Here is a 16,049-nt window from a genome sequence, read left to right as displayed (position 1 = left end):
CTTCAAGGAGAACACCCATGCGATTCAAACGACCGCAGGTGCGCTACGCCGATACGCCGCAGCCTGCCACCCCGTATCAAGCCGCCGCCCAGGTGTGGGACGACCGTATCGGCTCCGCCCGCGTGCAGGCGAAGAATTGGCGCCTGATGGCCTTCGGCTGCCTAGTGCTCGCGCTGTTGATGGCCGGCGGCCTGGTGTGGCGCTCGGCGCAGTCCATCGTGACGCCCTATGTCATCGAGGTCGATCAAGCCGGGCAGGTGCGCGCCGTGGGAGAGGCCGCCACGCCGTACCGGCCCGGCGACGCGCAGATCGCGCACCACCTGGCGCGCTTCGTGACGCTGGTTCGCTCGCTGTCCATCGACCCCATCGTGGTGCGGCAGAACTGGCTCGATGCCTACGACTACACCACCGACAAGGGCGCGGCGGTGCTCAACGACTACGCCCGCACCAATGACCCATTCGCCCGCATCGGCAAGGAATCGGTAACGGTGCAAATCACCAGCGTGGTTCGCGCGAGCGACACGTCTTTCAACGTGCGCTGGACAGAGCAGCGCTATGTCAACGGTGCGCCCGCCGGCACCGAACGCTGGAACGCCGTGCTTTCGACCGTCCTGCAAACCCCGCGTACTGAACAGCGCCTGCTCAAGAACCCATTGGGTATCTACGTCAACGGCCTGTCATGGAGCCGCGAACTGGATTCTTCCGAAGGAGCCAAACCATGAAACTTCGTTTCCGCCTTTACGTTGTTCCTTTGACGCTGCTGGCCCTCGCGGGCTGCGCCTCGCAGGGGAAGCCGCCGCCATCCATCTCGCTCGACGAGACGGTGCTGGCCCAGCCGTTGCCCGAACCGCCCAAGCCCGTCGAAGTCGTCGCCGTCCCTGAACCGCTGGCGCTGCCGGCGCAGTTGAAGCCCCTGCCGGAACTCGATGAGGCCCCCGTTGCGCCGGAGCCGGCCGACGAAAAGGTGCGCGTTTCCCGTGCCAATGCAGAAGCGCGTATCGCGCCTACCCGTGAGGGCTACGTCAACGCGATTCAGGTGTGGCCGTTCACCGATGGCGCGCTTTATCAGGTCTATGCGTCGCCGGGGCGCGTGACGGTGGTTTCGCTTCAACCGGGCGAGGAACTGGTAACGGTCGCCGCCGGCGATACCGTGCGCTGGATCGTGGGCGACACGTCCAGCGGCGGCGGGGCCGATCTGCGCGTCAATGTGCTGGTCAAGCCTATCCGCTCCGGTCTGAAAACCAATCTCGTCATCACCACCAGTCGGCGCACCTACCTGCTGGAGCTGACCTCGACCGAGAGGGCATGGATGGCGTCGGTGTCCTGGGACTATCCGAAAGACCGAATGCTCGCGTTGCAGCGCCAGGCGCAGGCAGCGCAGGCAACAACGCCTGTCGATACGGGCCTGTCGCTGGACAAGATCCGCTTCCGCTACGCGGTATCGGGCAGCAACCCGCCGTGGAAGCCTCTGCGCGCCTTCGATGATGGAGAGAAGGTCTATATCCAGTTCCCGCCGGGCATCGCCCAGGGCGAGCTGCCGCCGCTGTTTGTCATCGGCGCGCAGGGCGACGGGCAACTGGTGAACTACCGTTTTCGCTCGCCGTACTACGTCGTGGATCGCCTGTTCGGCGCGGCCGAACTGCGGCTGGGCGGCGATGGCGGCGACGTGGTGCGGATCGAGCGCACCGATGGTGTTGCACGGAGGAACTGACCATGAGCCAGGATGACACTCCCGACCTTGCCGCGCCGCAGGCGGACAAGGTGGCGCCGGAGGCAGTGGCGCTGCGCGCCCAGCCGCGTCCAGTCACACGCCTGAACCGGCGCTCGCTGGCCATCCTTGCCGGCGTCCTAGCGGTCGCCGTGCTCGGCGCGCTGATGTGGTCGCTGCAACCTCATCGACGCAGCACAGGCGAGCAGACCGAGCTTTACAACGTCGATCGCGTGTCAAAGTCGGAAGGACTGGATGCGCTGCCGACGGACTATTCCAAGCTGCCGCCGGCGTTGCTGCCTGCCGTTCCCGAACTAGGGCCACCGCTGCCGGGCGATCTTGGCCCGGCTATCGTGAAGTCGCAGCAACCGGCGACGGCTGCCTACGCGGCCCCCGGTCACGACCCGAACGATGCCCTGCGAAAAGAAGCCGAGGCGGCCGCGGCCTCGTCCGTGTTCTTCCGCTCGGGTGGGCAGAATGCGGCGCCGGTAGCGCAGACACAGGTGGCCGCTGCGCCGGGCTTCGCCGCCAATGCGGCGTTTGACCCGCTGGCGGCCGGGCCGGCCTCCACGGCGGCCCAACCTGCTGACCCGACAGCGGTGCAAAACCGGCAAGACCAGAAAGAGGCTTTCATGAAAGCTGGCCCCACTGAAACCCGTAATTCCGGCAATCTGACTCTGCCAATTTCGCCGTATCAGGTTATGGCCGGAACAGTGGTCGCAGGTGCCTTGGTGACGGGCATCAAGTCGGACTTGCCCGGCGACGTGATCGCCACGGTGACGGAGCCGGTCTATGACACAGCCACCGGGCGCTTCCTGCTGATTCCGCAGGGTTCGCGCATCCTGGGCAAATACAACAGCCAGGTCAGCTACGGGCAGAGCCGCGTTCAAGTCGTCTGGAACCGGATCATCCTGCCGGACACGTCTTCGCTCACGCTCGACAACCTGGCCGGCACCGACCCAGCCGGCTATGCCGGGCTGGAGGACGATGTGGACTACCACTGGGGCCGCATCTTTGCCGGTGCGGCACTCACCACGCTGCTGGGCGTCGGTGCCGAGCTGGCCGCGCCGGAGAACCGGCAGGATGGTGATCGCGTCATCATCGCTGGGCGCGACAGCGCGCAGGACAGCATCAATCAGGTCGGCCAGGAGATGACCCGGCGCAACCTCAACATCCAGCCGACCTTAACGCAACGGCCGGGCCTGCCGGTTCGCATCATCGTCAACCGGGATCTGGTGCTGCGGCCGTACCAGCCGCTGTTCTTCAACCGGGGGACTTCACGATGAGCACGACCAAGAAGCTGCGGCTCGGCCCGCTGCCGAAGACCGAGAGCACCAAGCTGACTTTCGTTTGCCCGACCAGCTTGAAAGTCGACCTCGACCGCTACGCCGCGCTACACGCGCAGGCGTATGGCGAGGCCGTTGATGCGGCGACGCTGATCCCGCATATGCTGGAAGCGTTCATGGCGGGGGATCGAGGATTCAGGAAGGGCACGGCGACCCGCAGCACACCACCGAAGCCGCCATGATTGCACCGCATGCTATTCAACGGCATCCATCGAACGCGCAGCCCAGGCTGCGCGTTCTTCATTCTGGATGCCGCCGAGCCTGTTGGGCTATGATGATGCGACAGGCCCGCCGTTCCTCGGCAATCCAGCACTACACAGTGCGATGCGGCTTTCTCTCCCAACGCTCCTATGTCGCTCCTAGCCGACAACGCCGCTCTTCTTCTAAGCGGCCCCGAAAGGAGCTAACCTACTGTCCCATATACGGTTTCAAGTCCTTCTTGATTTGCGCGAAAGAATTGACACCGGCACTTTTTTGTTGCCGGCCGATCGCGGCATTCCGACAGGTTTTCGAAGAGGCTCCCGGGCGCATGCCCAGGAGCCTCTTTTTCTTCGCAGGACCATTCCGTCCGCGGCGCACGCGACTTGCGTGACGCAAGCGCATCGCCATGCGCGCGGCCCGGTGGTCCTTCTTTCATGGATGCGCGGCAGGGGCCGCAATTCCGTTTCGCCCGCCATTTCCGGCGGGTTTTTTTTGGAGTCAGCAATGGCTGGTACTACCGTTTCGCAATTCGTTCAGACCCAGGGCACGCAGCTGGAAGTGTCCACCACGAGCACCAACGACCTGGCCGCCACCGGCCTGACCTACGCCGACCTGGCCATCACCATCAAGGACCCGAACTTCCAGGGCGGCCAGACCACCGAGATCGACGTCACCGTGCTCAAGTCCGCCGCCAAGGAATACGCGCTGGGCCTGGACGACAGCGGCACCTTCAGCATGGCCGGCAACTGGAAGGCCGGCGACGCCGCCCAGAAGGTGCTGGTCGCGGCCCGCAGCGACAAGAAGAGCCGCGCCTTCCGCGTGACCTTCGCCGATGGCTCGAAGTTCGAGTTCCTGGGCCTGGTCACGCAATACCAGTGGCAAGGCCAGCTGGACAACGTCGTGTCCGCCACGTTCAACGTGCGCGTCACCGGCGCCGTCAAGATGACCGACGCCCCGGCCAACGGAGGCTGAGCGCCATGACGGACACGTCCATCAAGGCCCGCGCCAAGGCGCCGGCCAGCCTGCGCGACCGGGTCACCGATCCGCTGGCGGGCTTTCGCTCGGAAGCGCTGAACGTTCCCGAGTGGGACGGCGCCAGCGTCATCGTGCGCGCGCCCAGTCCCAGCGATCACCTGTTCCACATCCGCGCCATCTGGGCCGCCGCGGGCGTCACGCCCGGCGAGGCCGATGACAGCGTGCGCGCCAAGCTGGACGCGCCGGGTGTGGACTACACCCGCGCCTCGGCCAGCCTGCTGGTGCGCACGCTGTACGAGCAGACCGAAGCCGGCCCGCGCCGCGTCTTCGGCGACGCCGACGTGGACGCCGTGGCCGCGGCTTTCGGCCCGGCGCATCTGATGCTGGCGGCCAAGGCGATCGAGCTGGGCAACCTCGGGGAGGGAGCCGACGCGCACGCAAAAAAGCCTTCCAGGAAACGCCAGACCTCCGTTTCCTGATGATCCTGGCCCTTCGGCTGGGCCGCACCCTGGGCGAGTTGATGGATGCCATCGACACCCATGAGCTGTCCCTGTGGCGGGAGTTCAACCGCCAGTCGCCGCTGGGCGACGAGCGCGCCGACCTGCTGGCCGCCAGCCTTGCCGCCGTGGTGGCGCAGGCGGCGGGCGCCAAGGTCCGCGTCACGGACATGCTGGTGCGCTGGGACGCCGACGATGCGCAGCCGTCCGCCGAAGCGGGCGCCGACGCATTGAAGGCGTTCCTGCTGTCGAAGGTCAACAAGGGGTCTTGATGACGTGTCCGGCCCGCCGCGTGCGGGCCGGGGACGGCACGATGATGTGTGGAAAATCATGACGAACAACTCAAGCAGCGTCGCCGCGCAACAGGCCTTGGACAATGCTGTGAAGCAGACGACCGCCAGCCTGAAGGCGCAGACGCTCGAAATGCAGAAGGCCGCGCTGGCCATGCGCGACTACAACAAGGCGGCGGGTCTGGCCGGCACGACGGGCAAGGCCGAAGCCGTCTCGCTGAAAGCCTCCAATGCCGAACGCGGCAAGTCCGTGCAATTGCTGGGCAAGGAAACGCAGGCGCGGCAGTCGTCGCTGGCCGAGCAGACCATCGCCGACATGGACCGCGCCCTGGCGCTGTCGGGCAAGACCTCCGCGGCGGACAAGATGGTGTACGAAACCTCGCGCGGCAAGTTCGCGGGCGAGGACGAGGGCACCAAGAACATGCTCATGTCGGCGGCCAGGGAAGCCGACTGGAACGACGAGGAAAGCGCACGGCGCGCCTATATCAACAGCGTGACCGGCAAGAATCCGGAACGCGACGCCGAGAACGCCAGGAAGCTCGGCTGGGCCAGGGACGAGTACGCCAGGGGCGGCCTGACGGATACGCAGCTCTACAAGCAGGAACGCGAGCTTGGCAAGAAGGACGACCCGGACTTCATGACCAAGCTGATCGACAGCCTGACCGACTCGGCGCGCGAGGGCGCGGGCAAGATCCAGGACATCCTGGGCACCCGCATGTACGACTTCGTCTCCGACAAGTTCGACAAGATGGGGCTGTCGTTCCTGAACTCGGTGGCGAAGATGGTCAGTTCGGCCGCGTCGGCCAAGCTCATGGACCTGATGTTCGGTGATTTCACCAAGGGCGGGCCGCTGGGTGGCTTGCTTGGCGACATCGGCGGATTCTTCGGGGATATCGGCAATTCGGTGATGGGTCTATTCGGGTTTGGTTCCCAGCCCGTCGCACAGGCCTTCCCGGTCAAGTTCGCGACAGGCGGCGCATTCACCAACGGCATCGTCAGTCGCGCCACCGCCTTCCCCATGGGCCTGATGGGCGAGGCCGGCCCCGAAGCCGTGATGCCGCTGCATCGCGGCGCCGACGGCTCGCTGGGCATCCGCGCCTCTTTCGCCGGACTGCCACAAGACAGTGGCGCCGGCACCGGCGCGGGCGGCGTGGCCGTGAACGTCTACGTACAGGACGGCAACGTCAGCGCCAGTTCCGATTCCGGCGAACCGGGCTGGAAGCAGTTCGGCCAGCAGATCGGCGAGTACGTCACGCAGCTGGTGGACCGGCGCATGTCGCAATCCTACCGCCAGGGCGGCCTCGCCTGGCAGGCCAGCAACAACCGTTTGGGAGCCTGAGCATGGCATTCGAAGTCTTCAACTGGTCGCCCCGGCCCAACCCCGTCGGCGCGTTCAAGGACCGCACGCTGCGCGTGCAGTTCGGCGACGGCTACGAGCAGGAGGCCGCCGACGGCATCCATACCGTCACGCAGTCCTGGCCGTTGCAATTCGTGGGCAACGAAGTCTACGTGCGTCCCATCCTGGATTTCGTGCGCCGGCATGCCGGCGGCAAGTCCTTCATGTGGACGCCGCCGCTGGGCGAGGCGGGCCGCTACAAGGCGCGCTCGCTGTCGGTGCAGCCCATGGGCGCGGACATGTACACCATCGCGGTCACGTTCGAAGAGTCCGTGACCCCCTGAAGCGCGCGCCGGCGGACCCGGCCGGGCGCGCGCAATTTCCGCGACGCGGATGGAGTTTGAGCAAATGGGCATCAACGCAGACATACAAAAACTTGAGCCGGGCGCGCTGGTCGAGCTGTTCGAGCTGGATGCCAGCGGCATCGGCGGCGAGGTCCTGCGGTTCCACGGCTATATGCAGGTCGGACCGATCTTCTGGCAGGGCCAGCGCTACGAGCCCTGGGCCATCCAGGCCGAGGGCTTCGAGCAGGTGGGCGAAGGGCAGCAGCCCTCGCCCACGCTGCGCGTGGGCAACATCGGCCAGGATGCGCAGGGCCGGCCGTTGGCCGGCGTGATCTCGTCGCTGTGCGTGCACCTGGACGACCTGGTGGGCGCGCGCGTGGTGGCGCGGCGCACGCTGGGCAGATATCTGGACGCCGCCAATTTCCCGGAGGGCAACCCCAGCGCCGATCCGCGCGAAGAGCTGCCGCCGGAAATCTGGATCGTGCAGCAGAAGACGCTGGAGACGGCGCAGGTGGTCGAGTTCACGCTCGCCAGCGCGCTCGACTTCAATGGCCAGAAGCTGCCCGACCGGCCCATCATCGCCGGCGTGTGCGCGTGGCTGCGCAAGGGCGGCTATCGCGGCCCCTACTGCGGCTATACCGGCGGGCGCATGTTCGACCTCAATGGCAACCGCGTCACCGATCCCACGCTGGACCGCTGCTCGGGCCTGATGTCCGACTGCAAGAAGCGCTTCGGTGAATACGAGGTCATCAACTTCGGCGGCTTTCCGTCGGCCGACCTGATCAGGGGCTAGCATGCGCAAGAAGACCTTGCAGGCGATCCGCGACCATGGCGTGGCGGCCTATCCGCTGGAATGCTGCGGCTTGGTGCTCAAGGCCGGCCGGCGCGAATGGTACCAGCCCTGCCGCAACACGGCGGCCAGCGCCGAGCACTTCGTGATGTCGGCCGAGGACTACGCCGCCGCCGAGGAAAGCGGCGACATCGTGGCCGTGGTGCACTCGCATCCGGACGCGCCGGCCGCGCCCAGCGAGGCCGATCGCGTCGCCTGCGAGGCGTCGGGCCTGCCCTGGTACATCGTGGCGGTGGAGAAGTCCGAGAACGGCGATGTTGTCGCCGGCGAGATCCGTGGCTTCGCGCCCGAAGGCTACCGGGCGCCGCTGCTGGGCCGCCAGTTCGCGCACGGCGTGCTGGACTGCTACACGCTGGTGCGCGACTGGTACGCGCGCGAGCGCGATATCGTCCTGCCCGATTTTTCGCGCGACGACGGATGGTGGGAACCCGGCAAGCCGGGCGACCTGTACATGGACCACTACGCCGAAGCCGGCTTTCGCCCCTTGCGGGCCGATGAAGCGCTGGGGCCGGGCGATGTGGTGCTGATGCAGGTCCGCTCGGACCGCGCCAACCACGCCGGCGTATTCCTGGGCGACGAACCCCTGGCTGAGGCCCCCGGCCTGCACCCGTTGCCGGACGCCATGCTGCATCACCTGTACGGACGCGATTCCGAACGCGTGGTGTACGGCGGCTTCTGGCGCGAATCGACCCGCGCCGTGCTGCGCTACCAAGGACAACCATGATCGAAAGAATACGTACCGTGCGGCTGTACGGCTGGCTGGGCCGCGCCTTCGGCCGCGAGCACCGGCTGGCCGTGGCCAGTCCGGCCGAGGCGGTCAGGGCGCTGTGCGCGCTGCTGCCCGGTTTTGAGAAGGCGCTGGCCGACAGCGGCGAGCGCGGCGTGCGCTTCGCCTGCTTCGCGGGCAAGCGCAACCTGGCCGAGGACGAGCTGGGCCTGCCGGTGGGCGACGATGCCATCCGCATCGCGCCGGTGCTGGCCGGGGCCAAAGGCGGCGGCCTGTTCCAGACCATCCTGGGCGCCGTGCTGCTGGCGGCGGCGACCTTCTACTCGGGTGGAATGGCCGCGGCCTTCAAGGCCGGCACCTGGGTCAGCGCCGTCGCCGCCATGGGCGCGTCCATGATGCTCAACGGCGTGGCGCAGATGCTGTCGCCGCAGCAGCGCATGCTGAGCGTCGGCGACGGTCCGGACAACGGCGCTTCCTACAACTTCAACGGCCCCGTGAACACCACGGCCCAGGGCAATCCCGTGCCGCTGCTGTATGGCGAAATGTTCGTCGGCAGCGCCACCATCTCCGCGGGCATCTACTCGGAAGACCAAGCATGAAACAACGACAACGCATCAGGAAAAAGGCGCCCGAGGGCGCCTTTTCTCATGGCGCGCCCATCCCGGCCGGCCACAAGGGCGGCAAGGGCGGCGGCGGCGGGCGCACGCCCGTGGAAGTGCGCGACAGCCTGCACAGCACGGCCTATGCCCGCGTCATCGACCTGCTGGGCGAGGGCGAGATCTACGGGCCGGTGCATGGCATGGACAACGCGCTGCGCGACGTCTACCTGAACGGCACGCCGGTCGCCAACGCCGACGGCACGCTGAATTTCAGCGGCGCGGCCATCGACTTTCGCACCGGCACCCAGCTGCAGGAGCCGTTGCCCGGCTTTCCGGCGGCCGAGAACACCATCGCCGTCGGCGCCGAGCTGAAGGCCGCGCAGCACTGGACGCGGCTGTTCGCCAACCTGCAGGCATCCGCCATCCGCGTCACGCTGGGCGTGGAGGGCCTGAGCAAGGCCAACACCGGGAACGGCGACATCAACGGCTATCGCGTCGAATACGCCATCGACCTGAGCGTGGACGGCGCCGGCTACCAGGAAGTGCTGTCCAGCGCGTTCGACGGCAAGACCACGCAGCGCTACATGCGCTCGCACCGCATCGAGCTGCCGCGCGCTCGCCAGGGCTGGAGCATCCGCCTGCGCCGCATCACGCCCAATGCCAACAGCAACACCATCGCCGACCGTACCTTCATCGACAGCGTCACCGAGGTCATCGACGCCAAGCTGCGCTATCCCATGTCGGCCGTGGTCGGCATCAAGATCAACGCCTCGCAGTTCCAGAGCATCCCGACGCGCGCCTATCACGTGCGCGGCCGCATCATCCGCGTGCCGGCCAACTACGATCCGGAACTGCGCAGCTACAGCGGCGTCTGGGACGGCACCTTCAAGCTGGCCTGGACCAACAACCCGGCCTGGGTCTTCCACGACCTGATCAGCAATGATCGCTACGGCCTGGGCACGCGCGTGCCGGCCGGCTGGCTCGACAAGTGGGGCCTGTACCAGATCGGCCGCTACTGCGACGAGATGGTCGACGACGGTTTCGGCGGCAAGGAGCCGCGCTTCACCTGCAACGTCTATCTGCAGCAGGCCGCCGACGCCTACCGCGTGGTGCAGGACTTCGCGTCCATCTTCCGAGGCATGGCGTACTGGGCCAATGCCTCGGTGTTCGCGGCGGCGGACATGCCGTCCGATCCGGTCTATACCTACTCGTCGGCCAACGTGGTGGACGGCAAGTTCAGCTATGTGGGCTCGGCGCTGGGCACCCGCTATACGGTGGCGCTGGTGTCGTGGAACGACCTGTCCGAGATGGGCCGGCAGAAGGTCGAGTACGTCGAGAACCGCGAGGGCATCGCGCGTTACGGCATCCAGCAGGTCGAGGTCACGGGCTTTGGCTGCACGTCGCGCGGCCAGGCGCACCGCGTCGGCAAGTGGATGCTGCTGACCTCCAACCTGGAAACGCGCTCGGTCACGTTCTCGGTGGGCCTGGACGCCTGCCGCGTGCGTCCCGGCAGCATCATCCGCGTCGCCGACCAGCATCTGGCCGGCCGCCGCATCGGCGGCCGCATCCGCGAGGCCACGACCACCGTGGTCACGGTGGATGCGGAACTGGGCGTGCGCCCCGGCGACCGGCTGACCGTCAACCTGCCCAGCGGCGTGTCCGAAACGCGCGTGGTGGCGGGAGCGGTCGGCACCAGACTCACCGCGGACAATACCGAGTTCACCGTGGACACCACCGAGCTGACCGCCGACCTGGTGGGCCTGCCCGGCTCGGTGCTGCACATCACCGTCACCGCGCCGTTCTCGCAGGCGCCGCAGGCCGAGTGCGTGTGGACGCTGGAGTCCGAGGCGCTGTCGGCGCAGACCTTCCGCGTGCTTGCCGTCAAGCGCAAGGAAGGGCTGGTGGCCGAGATCTCCGCCATCCAGCACGAGCCCGGCAAGTTCGACAACGTGGACTTCGGCACCCGGCTGGATCCCAAGCCCATCACGGTCGTGCCGCCGTCGGTGCAGGCCGCGCCGCAGAACATCCGGCTGGCCTCGCGCTCGGTCATCGACCAGGGCATCGCGCGCCACGTGGCCGAGATCTCATGGGCGGCCGCGCCGTCCGCCGTGGCCTACCACGTGCAATGGCGCCGCGACAATTCCGATTGGGTCGAGGCCGGTCGCACCGGCTCGCTGACGCTGGAACTGCCCGACATCCGCGCCGGCGCCTACGTGGCGCGGGTGCGCGCCATCAACGTCGCCGACGTGTCCTCGGTCTGGGCCAGCACGACCGAGACCCAGCTCCAGGGAGACCTGGCGCCGCCGCCGGCGTTGGCCCAGCTGGCCACACAATCGCAGGTGTTCGGCATTGGCTTGCGCTGGGGATTTCCGGAAGGACGCTTCACCGCGCAGCGCACCGAGATCTGGTACGGCCCGACCAATGACCGCGCCAGCGCGATCAAGCTGGGGGATTTCGCCTTTCCGCAGAACGCGCACACCCTGTCCGGCCTGTCGGCCGGCAAGCGCTTTTTCTTCTGGGGCCGCATCGTCGCCCTGAACGGCGAGATCGGCGCCTGGTATCCGGACGGACCGGGTGTGATGGGCGAGGCCAGCTGGCAGGCCAGCGAGATCCTCGAATACCTGAACGGCCAGATCAAGCGGGACCAGCTGGCGCAGGAACTGACCTCGACCATCGACGGACTGACCAGCGGCCTGGATCAGGCGCGCGCCGCGATCACCGCCGAGAAGACGGAGCGGGTCGACGCCGACGGCGCGCTGGCCACGCGGGTGGACACCACGCTGGCGGTGGCCAACGGCGCCGCCGCCGGCGTGCAGGAATCGCGCACGGCGCTGGCGGGGCTGGATGGCCAGCTCAAGGCCACCTGGAGCGTCAAGGCCCAGGTCACCAAGGACGACAAGGTCTATGCGGCAGGCATGTCGCTGGGGGCCTACACCAACCCGGATGGTCGGGTGCAAAGCTCGGTGTACTTCCTGGCCGACCGCTTTGGTTTCCTGAGCTTGGCCAATGGGGCCGTCACGACGCCGTTCGTGATCGAGAACGGGCAGACGGTGATCAATGATGCGGTGATAGGGACGGGAAGGATCACGAATGCGATGGTTCGCAACCTGGACGCCGAGAAGATCAACGCCGGCTACCTGAACGTGGATCGTCTCAATGCTGGTTCCCTGACCGCAAAGATGGCCACGCTGACAGATGCATACATCAAGACCGCGAACATCGGTATTGCGCAGGTGGATACGCTGCGAATCGCCAGTGGCGCGGTCGTGGTGAACAACTCGGTCAGTTTTTCGATGAGGATCGGGGTTTATTCGGGGATCACGACGGCGTCGGTTTCAATTTCGCTGAATGTTGCAGCCCGAATTCTCGTCATGCAGAAGCACAGCTTCTCGGGCGATTACCGATGGGAGAACGACCCTCATGGGGAATGGACTTCCAATTTCGGATTGAACGGCATTGCGCCGGCATCCTGGTTGAGCGGCCAATTGGACCCAGGAACATACACCTTGACCGTTACGTTTCCACGTCCTTGGGACGGCTATGGATATGCGTCCGGGGATATCGCCTTGATGGGACTTTTGCGATGAAAATCTATTCTCTCTATGACGCGGATGGACGCGTTTTCAGCGTGGTTTCCTTGCAGCAGCAAGACTTGATTACTGATCTCGCAAGCCTGAATCAGGCCAGTGGGCATGTCGAGGGCTCGGTCGACGGCGATACGCATTACGTGCGCGATGGTCAGGTCGTGCCGCGATTGGAAAATCCGGCCATTCTGCAAGGCAGGGTTCTGAACGATCTGCCGGTGCCTTGCGAGATCCTGATCAACAACCGCCGATACGAAGCGACCACGGAAACGGTCGAACTGGAATTCGATCAACCGGAAAGCTACCGCGTTTCGGTCCAAGCCTGGCCCTACCTCGACAAGGAGTTCACCATTGAAAATCCGGCATAGCGAACCCTACGCGCCTCTGCGCGCCCGGGCCTACCCCGCCATCGGCGACCAGCTCGACGCCATCATGAAATTCGCCAGCTTCCTGCATGAGTCGGGACAGGAGCTGCCCGGTCCGGTGCTGGACTGGGTCGTGCAATGTCAAGGCGTAAAGCAGCGCTACCCCAAGCCTGTTCAGCAACCTACCGTCCAGCTGGGCGGCGAGGGCTGACGACCGCCTGTCCAGCGGAATTTCTCAGAGTGATTCGCTGGCGGGCATTTCTATCAGTGAGTTCCATGACTCCCACACTCAAAACCATCCGCCTCTACGGCGCCCTGGGCGCCGAGTTCGGCCGCCTGCACCGCCTGGCCGTCGGCAGCGCCGCCGAAGCCGTGCGCGCGCTGTGCGCGCTGCTGCCCGGCTTCGAGCGGCGCATGTTGGACAGCGGCGACCAGGGCGTGCGCTACGCCTGCTTCATCGGCCGCCGCAACCTGGCCGAGGATGAACTCGTCCTGCCCGCCGGGCAGGACGAGATCCGCATCGCGCCGATGCCGGCCGGCGCCAAGCGTGGCGGCCTGTTCCAGGCGATCCTGGGCGCGGCCATGATCGCGGCCAGCTTCATTCCCGGGCTGAACGTGGCCATGTGGTCCGGCACCACCGTCACCTGGTCCGCCGGGCTGGCATCCATGGGCGCCGCCATGGCGCTGAGCGGCGTGGCGCAGCTGCTGACGCCGCAGCAACGCCTGCTCAGCGTCAAGGACGGTCCGGACAACGGCGCTTCCTACAACTTCAACGGCCCGGTCAACACCACGGCGCAGGGCAATCCGGTGCCCGTGATCTACGGCGAGATGATCGTGGGCAGCGCCACGATCTCGGCGGGGATCTATTCGGAGGACCAGGCGTAGCGCGGGGCGTCCCGCCCAGGGGCGCCGACGGCATGCTCGCGTTCGCGCCTAGAAGTCCACTGTCGCCGACAGCATGAATGTGCGCGGCGCGCCCAGGCCCAGGCTGGTCAGCTGCGGCATGCCCCAGTAGGCCTTGTTGGTCACGTTCAGCACGTTGGCGCGCAGCGTCACAGGATGGTTGCCGACCATGGTGGCGTAACGCGCGCCCACGTCATAGACCACGCGTCCCGGCACCGACAGCGAGTTGTCGGCGCTGATGTACTGCTTGGTCGCGGCGGTCGCGTTGGCGGTCAGCGTGAAACCCTGCAACGCGGGCACGTCCCATTCCACGCCTAGCTTGCCCTGCAGCTTGGGCACGCCGGTGGCGGTCTTGCCCTGGTTGACGCCGCCGGCGGTCTTGGTCAGCTCGGGATCGACATAGGCCACGCCGCCCATCAGGCGCAGGCCGGTCCACGGCGCGCCGAAGAAGCTCCATTCGACGCCACGGTTGCGCTGTTCGCCGCCGAAGGAAAAGACGTTGGTGTACGGATCGGTGTAGCCGTTGGGGCGCTTGATCTCGTACAGGCTGACGGTGTGGGCGAAGTCGCCCAGGTCCAGCTTCAGGCCGATTTCCTTCTGCTTGGTCTTGTAAGGCGCGAACACGTCGCCGGCGTTGGCCGCCGTCATGGGCGCGGTGGCGCCCTGGCTCAGGCCCTCGATGTAGTTGGCGTAGACCGACACGCGGTCCGTGAGCTTGACCAGAATCGCGGCGGCCGGCGTGGTCGCGCTTTCGTCGTAGCGCGAGGTGCGATCGCCGGTCTTGATGTTGTAGGTGTCGCTGATTACCTGCTGGCGGCGCACGCCCAGCGTCAGCTGCACGCGATCCTCGGCGAACGACATCGTGTCGGCCAGGCCGTAGCTGGCCAGGCGCAGCTTGGTCTTGGAAATGTGCGGCGCGATGAAGGCGGGCGCGTCGCCCCAGACCGGGTGATAGATGTTGGTGGTCCAGTCCGCGCCTGGCACGCTGCGACGGCCATAGTCGTTCTGCGTGTGCGAGTAGTGCGTGGCGTTCAAGGCCCATTGATGCTTGACCGGGCCGGTGTCGAGTTTGCCTTTCAGGCCCAGTTCGCCCGAGCGTTTCTCCACATCGAAGGCCAGCTGGCCCATGACGGTCTTGAAGTCGCCCGCCGGGTTCAGCACCTGGGCCGATATCGCGCCGTTCTGCCTGTAGTTGGTCTTGCTGGCGCCGAAGGCCGCATAGGCCATGAGCCGGTCGCTGAAGTCGTACTCGCCGCGGATGACGGCGCCCTTGTCCTTGGTCTCGACGAAGGCCCAGTCCGGGTTCAGCAGCGTGTCGGGCCTGGGCGGCTTGGGCACGGCGATGCCGGGCGCCAGGCTGATGCCGCGCGTCTGGCCCTTGACGTGGTCTTCGCTGCTGTAGAGGTCGGCCGAGACGCGGGCGCGCTCGCCGCGCCAGTCCAGGCCCAGCGAACCCAGCTGCGACTTGTGCTTCTGGTTGTTGATCGCGCCTTCGCCGTCGCGGTACACACCGTTGAAGCGGATGCCGAACTGCTTGTTGTCGCCGAAACGCCGGCCCAGGTCCACGTGGGTGCCGAACTGCGCGTCGGACATATAGGTGCCGGTCAGGCGCGCCAGCGGATCGTCGCCGGCGCGCTTCGGAACCAGGTTGACGCTGCCGCCGACGGAACCGCCGGGCGGCATGCCGTTGAGCAGCGCGGACGGACCCTTGAGCACGTCGATGCGCTCGAACATCTCGGGCGAGACCCGGTAGTAGGGCGAGATGCCGTACAGACCGCCGAAGGAAACGTCGCCGATGGCCGAGGCGAAACCACGGATGTAGTAGAACTCGTTGATAGTGCCCGTCTGGCCATTGCTGAACACGGTGGGATCGGTGGCGGAAATCACGTCGGTGATATCCCGCGCCTGTCGATCCGCGATGAACTTGTCGGTGTAGCTGATGGTGTTGAACGGCGTCTCCATGAAATCCTTGTCGCCCAGCAGCCCGACGCGGCCGCCGGTCGTCACCTGGCCGCCGGCGTAGGGGCCGACTTCCTCGGCATGCCCTTGCACCTTGATGGGCGCAAGGGTTGCCGCCTCCGTCGAGGCCGGCGCCGCACTGCCGGCGGCGGCGTTGCCGCTCGTCTGCGCCAGCGCGGAGGATGCCAGCGCACCCAGCGTCAGGCTCAGCAACAGCGCGGTGGCGCGCGGCGGGGGCAGGCCATTGCGGGAGTGAGCCGACTGTCGGGCGGGCCGGTCGGAGCGTTGTGTATGGCCGAGTGTGGTCATGCCAGTTTCCTTTCGTTCGAAACGGGGTAGCAGTCGCCGGCCGGAGCCGGACAAGA

General features: G+C 66.6%; 17 protein-coding genes. 16 read left to right on the top strand and 1 reads right to left on the bottom strand.

Going from position 1 to position 16,049, the window contains the following annotated elements; genetic code table 11:
* The first annotated feature begins 17 nt into the window (after nucleotides 1-17).
* From trbF to C2U31_RS01500, 16 genes are all read left to right on the top strand, one after another.
* Entirely contained in the window at nucleotides 18-722 is a 705-nt protein-coding gene (gene trbF, locus C2U31_RS01580) for a conjugal transfer protein TrbF (protein WP_001211312.1), read from the top strand.
* Nucleotides 719-1,711 (top strand): P-type conjugative transfer protein TrbG, encoded by a 993-nt coding sequence (trbG, locus tag C2U31_RS01575; RefSeq protein WP_000776560.1) that lies wholly within the window; start codon nucleotides 719-721, stop codon nucleotides 1,709-1,711. The genes trbF and trbG overlap by 4 nt, the downstream gene beginning before the upstream one ends.
* Before the next feature lie 2 nt (nucleotides 1,712-1,713).
* Nucleotides 1,714-2,994, top strand: coding sequence for a TrbI/VirB10 family protein (locus C2U31_RS01570; RefSeq protein WP_003092274.1), 1,281 nt, complete (start codon nucleotides 1,714-1,716; stop codon nucleotides 2,992-2,994).
* The gene (locus tag C2U31_RS01565; RefSeq protein WP_000108283.1) at nucleotides 2,991-3,236 is read left to right on the top strand and encodes a DUF2274 domain-containing protein; all 246 of its coding nucleotides are present in this window, start codon (nucleotides 2,991-2,993) and stop codon (nucleotides 3,234-3,236) included. Before C2U31_RS01570 ends, C2U31_RS01565 begins: the two co-directional genes overlap by 4 nt.
* Nucleotides 3,237-3,759: 523 nt before the next feature.
* Nucleotides 3,760-4,227 carry a phage tail tube protein gene (locus tag C2U31_RS01555; protein ID WP_103271255.1) on the top strand — a complete coding sequence of 156 codons (468 nt, stop codon included), beginning with the start codon at nucleotides 3,760-3,762 and terminating at the stop codon, nucleotides 4,225-4,227.
* A gap of 5 nt (nucleotides 4,228-4,232) precedes the next feature.
* Nucleotides 4,233-4,709, top strand: a complete 477-nt coding sequence (locus C2U31_RS01550; protein ID WP_103271254.1) for a phage tail assembly chaperone — start codon at nucleotides 4,233-4,235, stop codon at nucleotides 4,707-4,709.
* On the top strand, nucleotides 4,709-4,999 hold the full coding sequence (locus tag C2U31_RS01545; RefSeq protein WP_103271253.1) for a DUF4035 domain-containing protein: 291 nt from the start codon (nucleotides 4,709-4,711) through the stop codon (nucleotides 4,997-4,999). The genes C2U31_RS01550 and C2U31_RS01545 overlap by 1 nt, the downstream gene beginning before the upstream one ends.
* Nucleotides 5,000-5,057: 58 nt before the next feature.
* Complete coding sequence (locus C2U31_RS01540) at nucleotides 5,058-6,356, top strand: phage tail tape measure protein (RefSeq protein WP_233772589.1); 1,299 nt, start codon at nucleotides 5,058-5,060, stop codon at nucleotides 6,354-6,356.
* A 2-nt stretch (nucleotides 6,357-6,358) separates the two neighbouring features.
* Nucleotides 6,359-6,697 carry a phage tail protein gene (locus C2U31_RS01535; RefSeq protein WP_199770934.1) on the top strand — a complete coding sequence of 113 codons (339 nt, stop codon included), beginning with the start codon at nucleotides 6,359-6,361 and terminating at the stop codon, nucleotides 6,695-6,697.
* Between the two features lie 64 nt (nucleotides 6,698-6,761).
* Nucleotides 6,762-7,490 (top strand): phage minor tail protein L, encoded by a 729-nt coding sequence (locus C2U31_RS01530; protein ID WP_103271251.1) that lies wholly within the window; start codon nucleotides 6,762-6,764, stop codon nucleotides 7,488-7,490.
* 1 nt (nucleotide 7,491) lies between these two features.
* Nucleotides 7,492-8,271 (top strand): C40 family peptidase, encoded by a 780-nt coding sequence (locus C2U31_RS01525; protein WP_103271250.1) that lies wholly within the window; start codon nucleotides 7,492-7,494, stop codon nucleotides 8,269-8,271.
* Entirely contained in the window at nucleotides 8,268-8,873 is a 606-nt protein-coding gene (locus C2U31_RS01520) for a tail assembly protein (protein ID WP_103271249.1), read from the top strand. Before C2U31_RS01525 ends, C2U31_RS01520 begins: the two co-directional genes overlap by 4 nt.
* Nucleotides 8,870-12,460 (top strand): host specificity protein J, encoded by a 3,591-nt coding sequence (locus tag C2U31_RS01515; protein ID WP_233772587.1) that lies wholly within the window; start codon nucleotides 8,870-8,872, stop codon nucleotides 12,458-12,460. Before C2U31_RS01520 ends, C2U31_RS01515 begins: the two co-directional genes overlap by 4 nt.
* Nucleotides 12,457-12,825 carry a hypothetical protein gene (locus C2U31_RS01510; protein WP_103271248.1) on the top strand — a complete coding sequence of 123 codons (369 nt, stop codon included), beginning with the start codon at nucleotides 12,457-12,459 and terminating at the stop codon, nucleotides 12,823-12,825. The genes C2U31_RS01515 and C2U31_RS01510 overlap by 4 nt, the downstream gene beginning before the upstream one ends.
* Nucleotides 12,809-13,033, top strand: coding sequence for a hypothetical protein (locus C2U31_RS01505; RefSeq protein ID WP_103271247.1), 225 nt, complete (start codon nucleotides 12,809-12,811; stop codon nucleotides 13,031-13,033). Before C2U31_RS01510 ends, C2U31_RS01505 begins: the two co-directional genes overlap by 17 nt.
* Before the next feature lie 65 nt (nucleotides 13,034-13,098).
* On the top strand, nucleotides 13,099-13,707 hold the full coding sequence (locus tag C2U31_RS01500; RefSeq protein ID WP_103271246.1) for a tail assembly protein: 609 nt from the start codon (nucleotides 13,099-13,101) through the stop codon (nucleotides 13,705-13,707).
* A gap of 48 nt (nucleotides 13,708-13,755) precedes the next feature.
* On the opposite strand, the gene C2U31_RS01495 is transcribed toward C2U31_RS01500, so the two are convergent.
* Nucleotides 13,756-15,993, bottom strand: coding sequence for a TonB-dependent siderophore receptor (locus tag C2U31_RS01495; protein WP_103271245.1), 2,238 nt, complete (start codon nucleotides 15,991-15,993; stop codon nucleotides 13,756-13,758).
* Nucleotides 15,994-16,049: the final 56 nt, after the last annotated feature.

Source organism: Achromobacter sp. AONIH1 (genome assembly GCF_002902905.1).
Taxonomy (GTDB): domain Bacteria; phylum Pseudomonadota; class Gammaproteobacteria; order Burkholderiales; family Burkholderiaceae_B; genus Achromobacter.
This window is presented reverse-complemented; position numbering and strand designations above follow the sequence as displayed.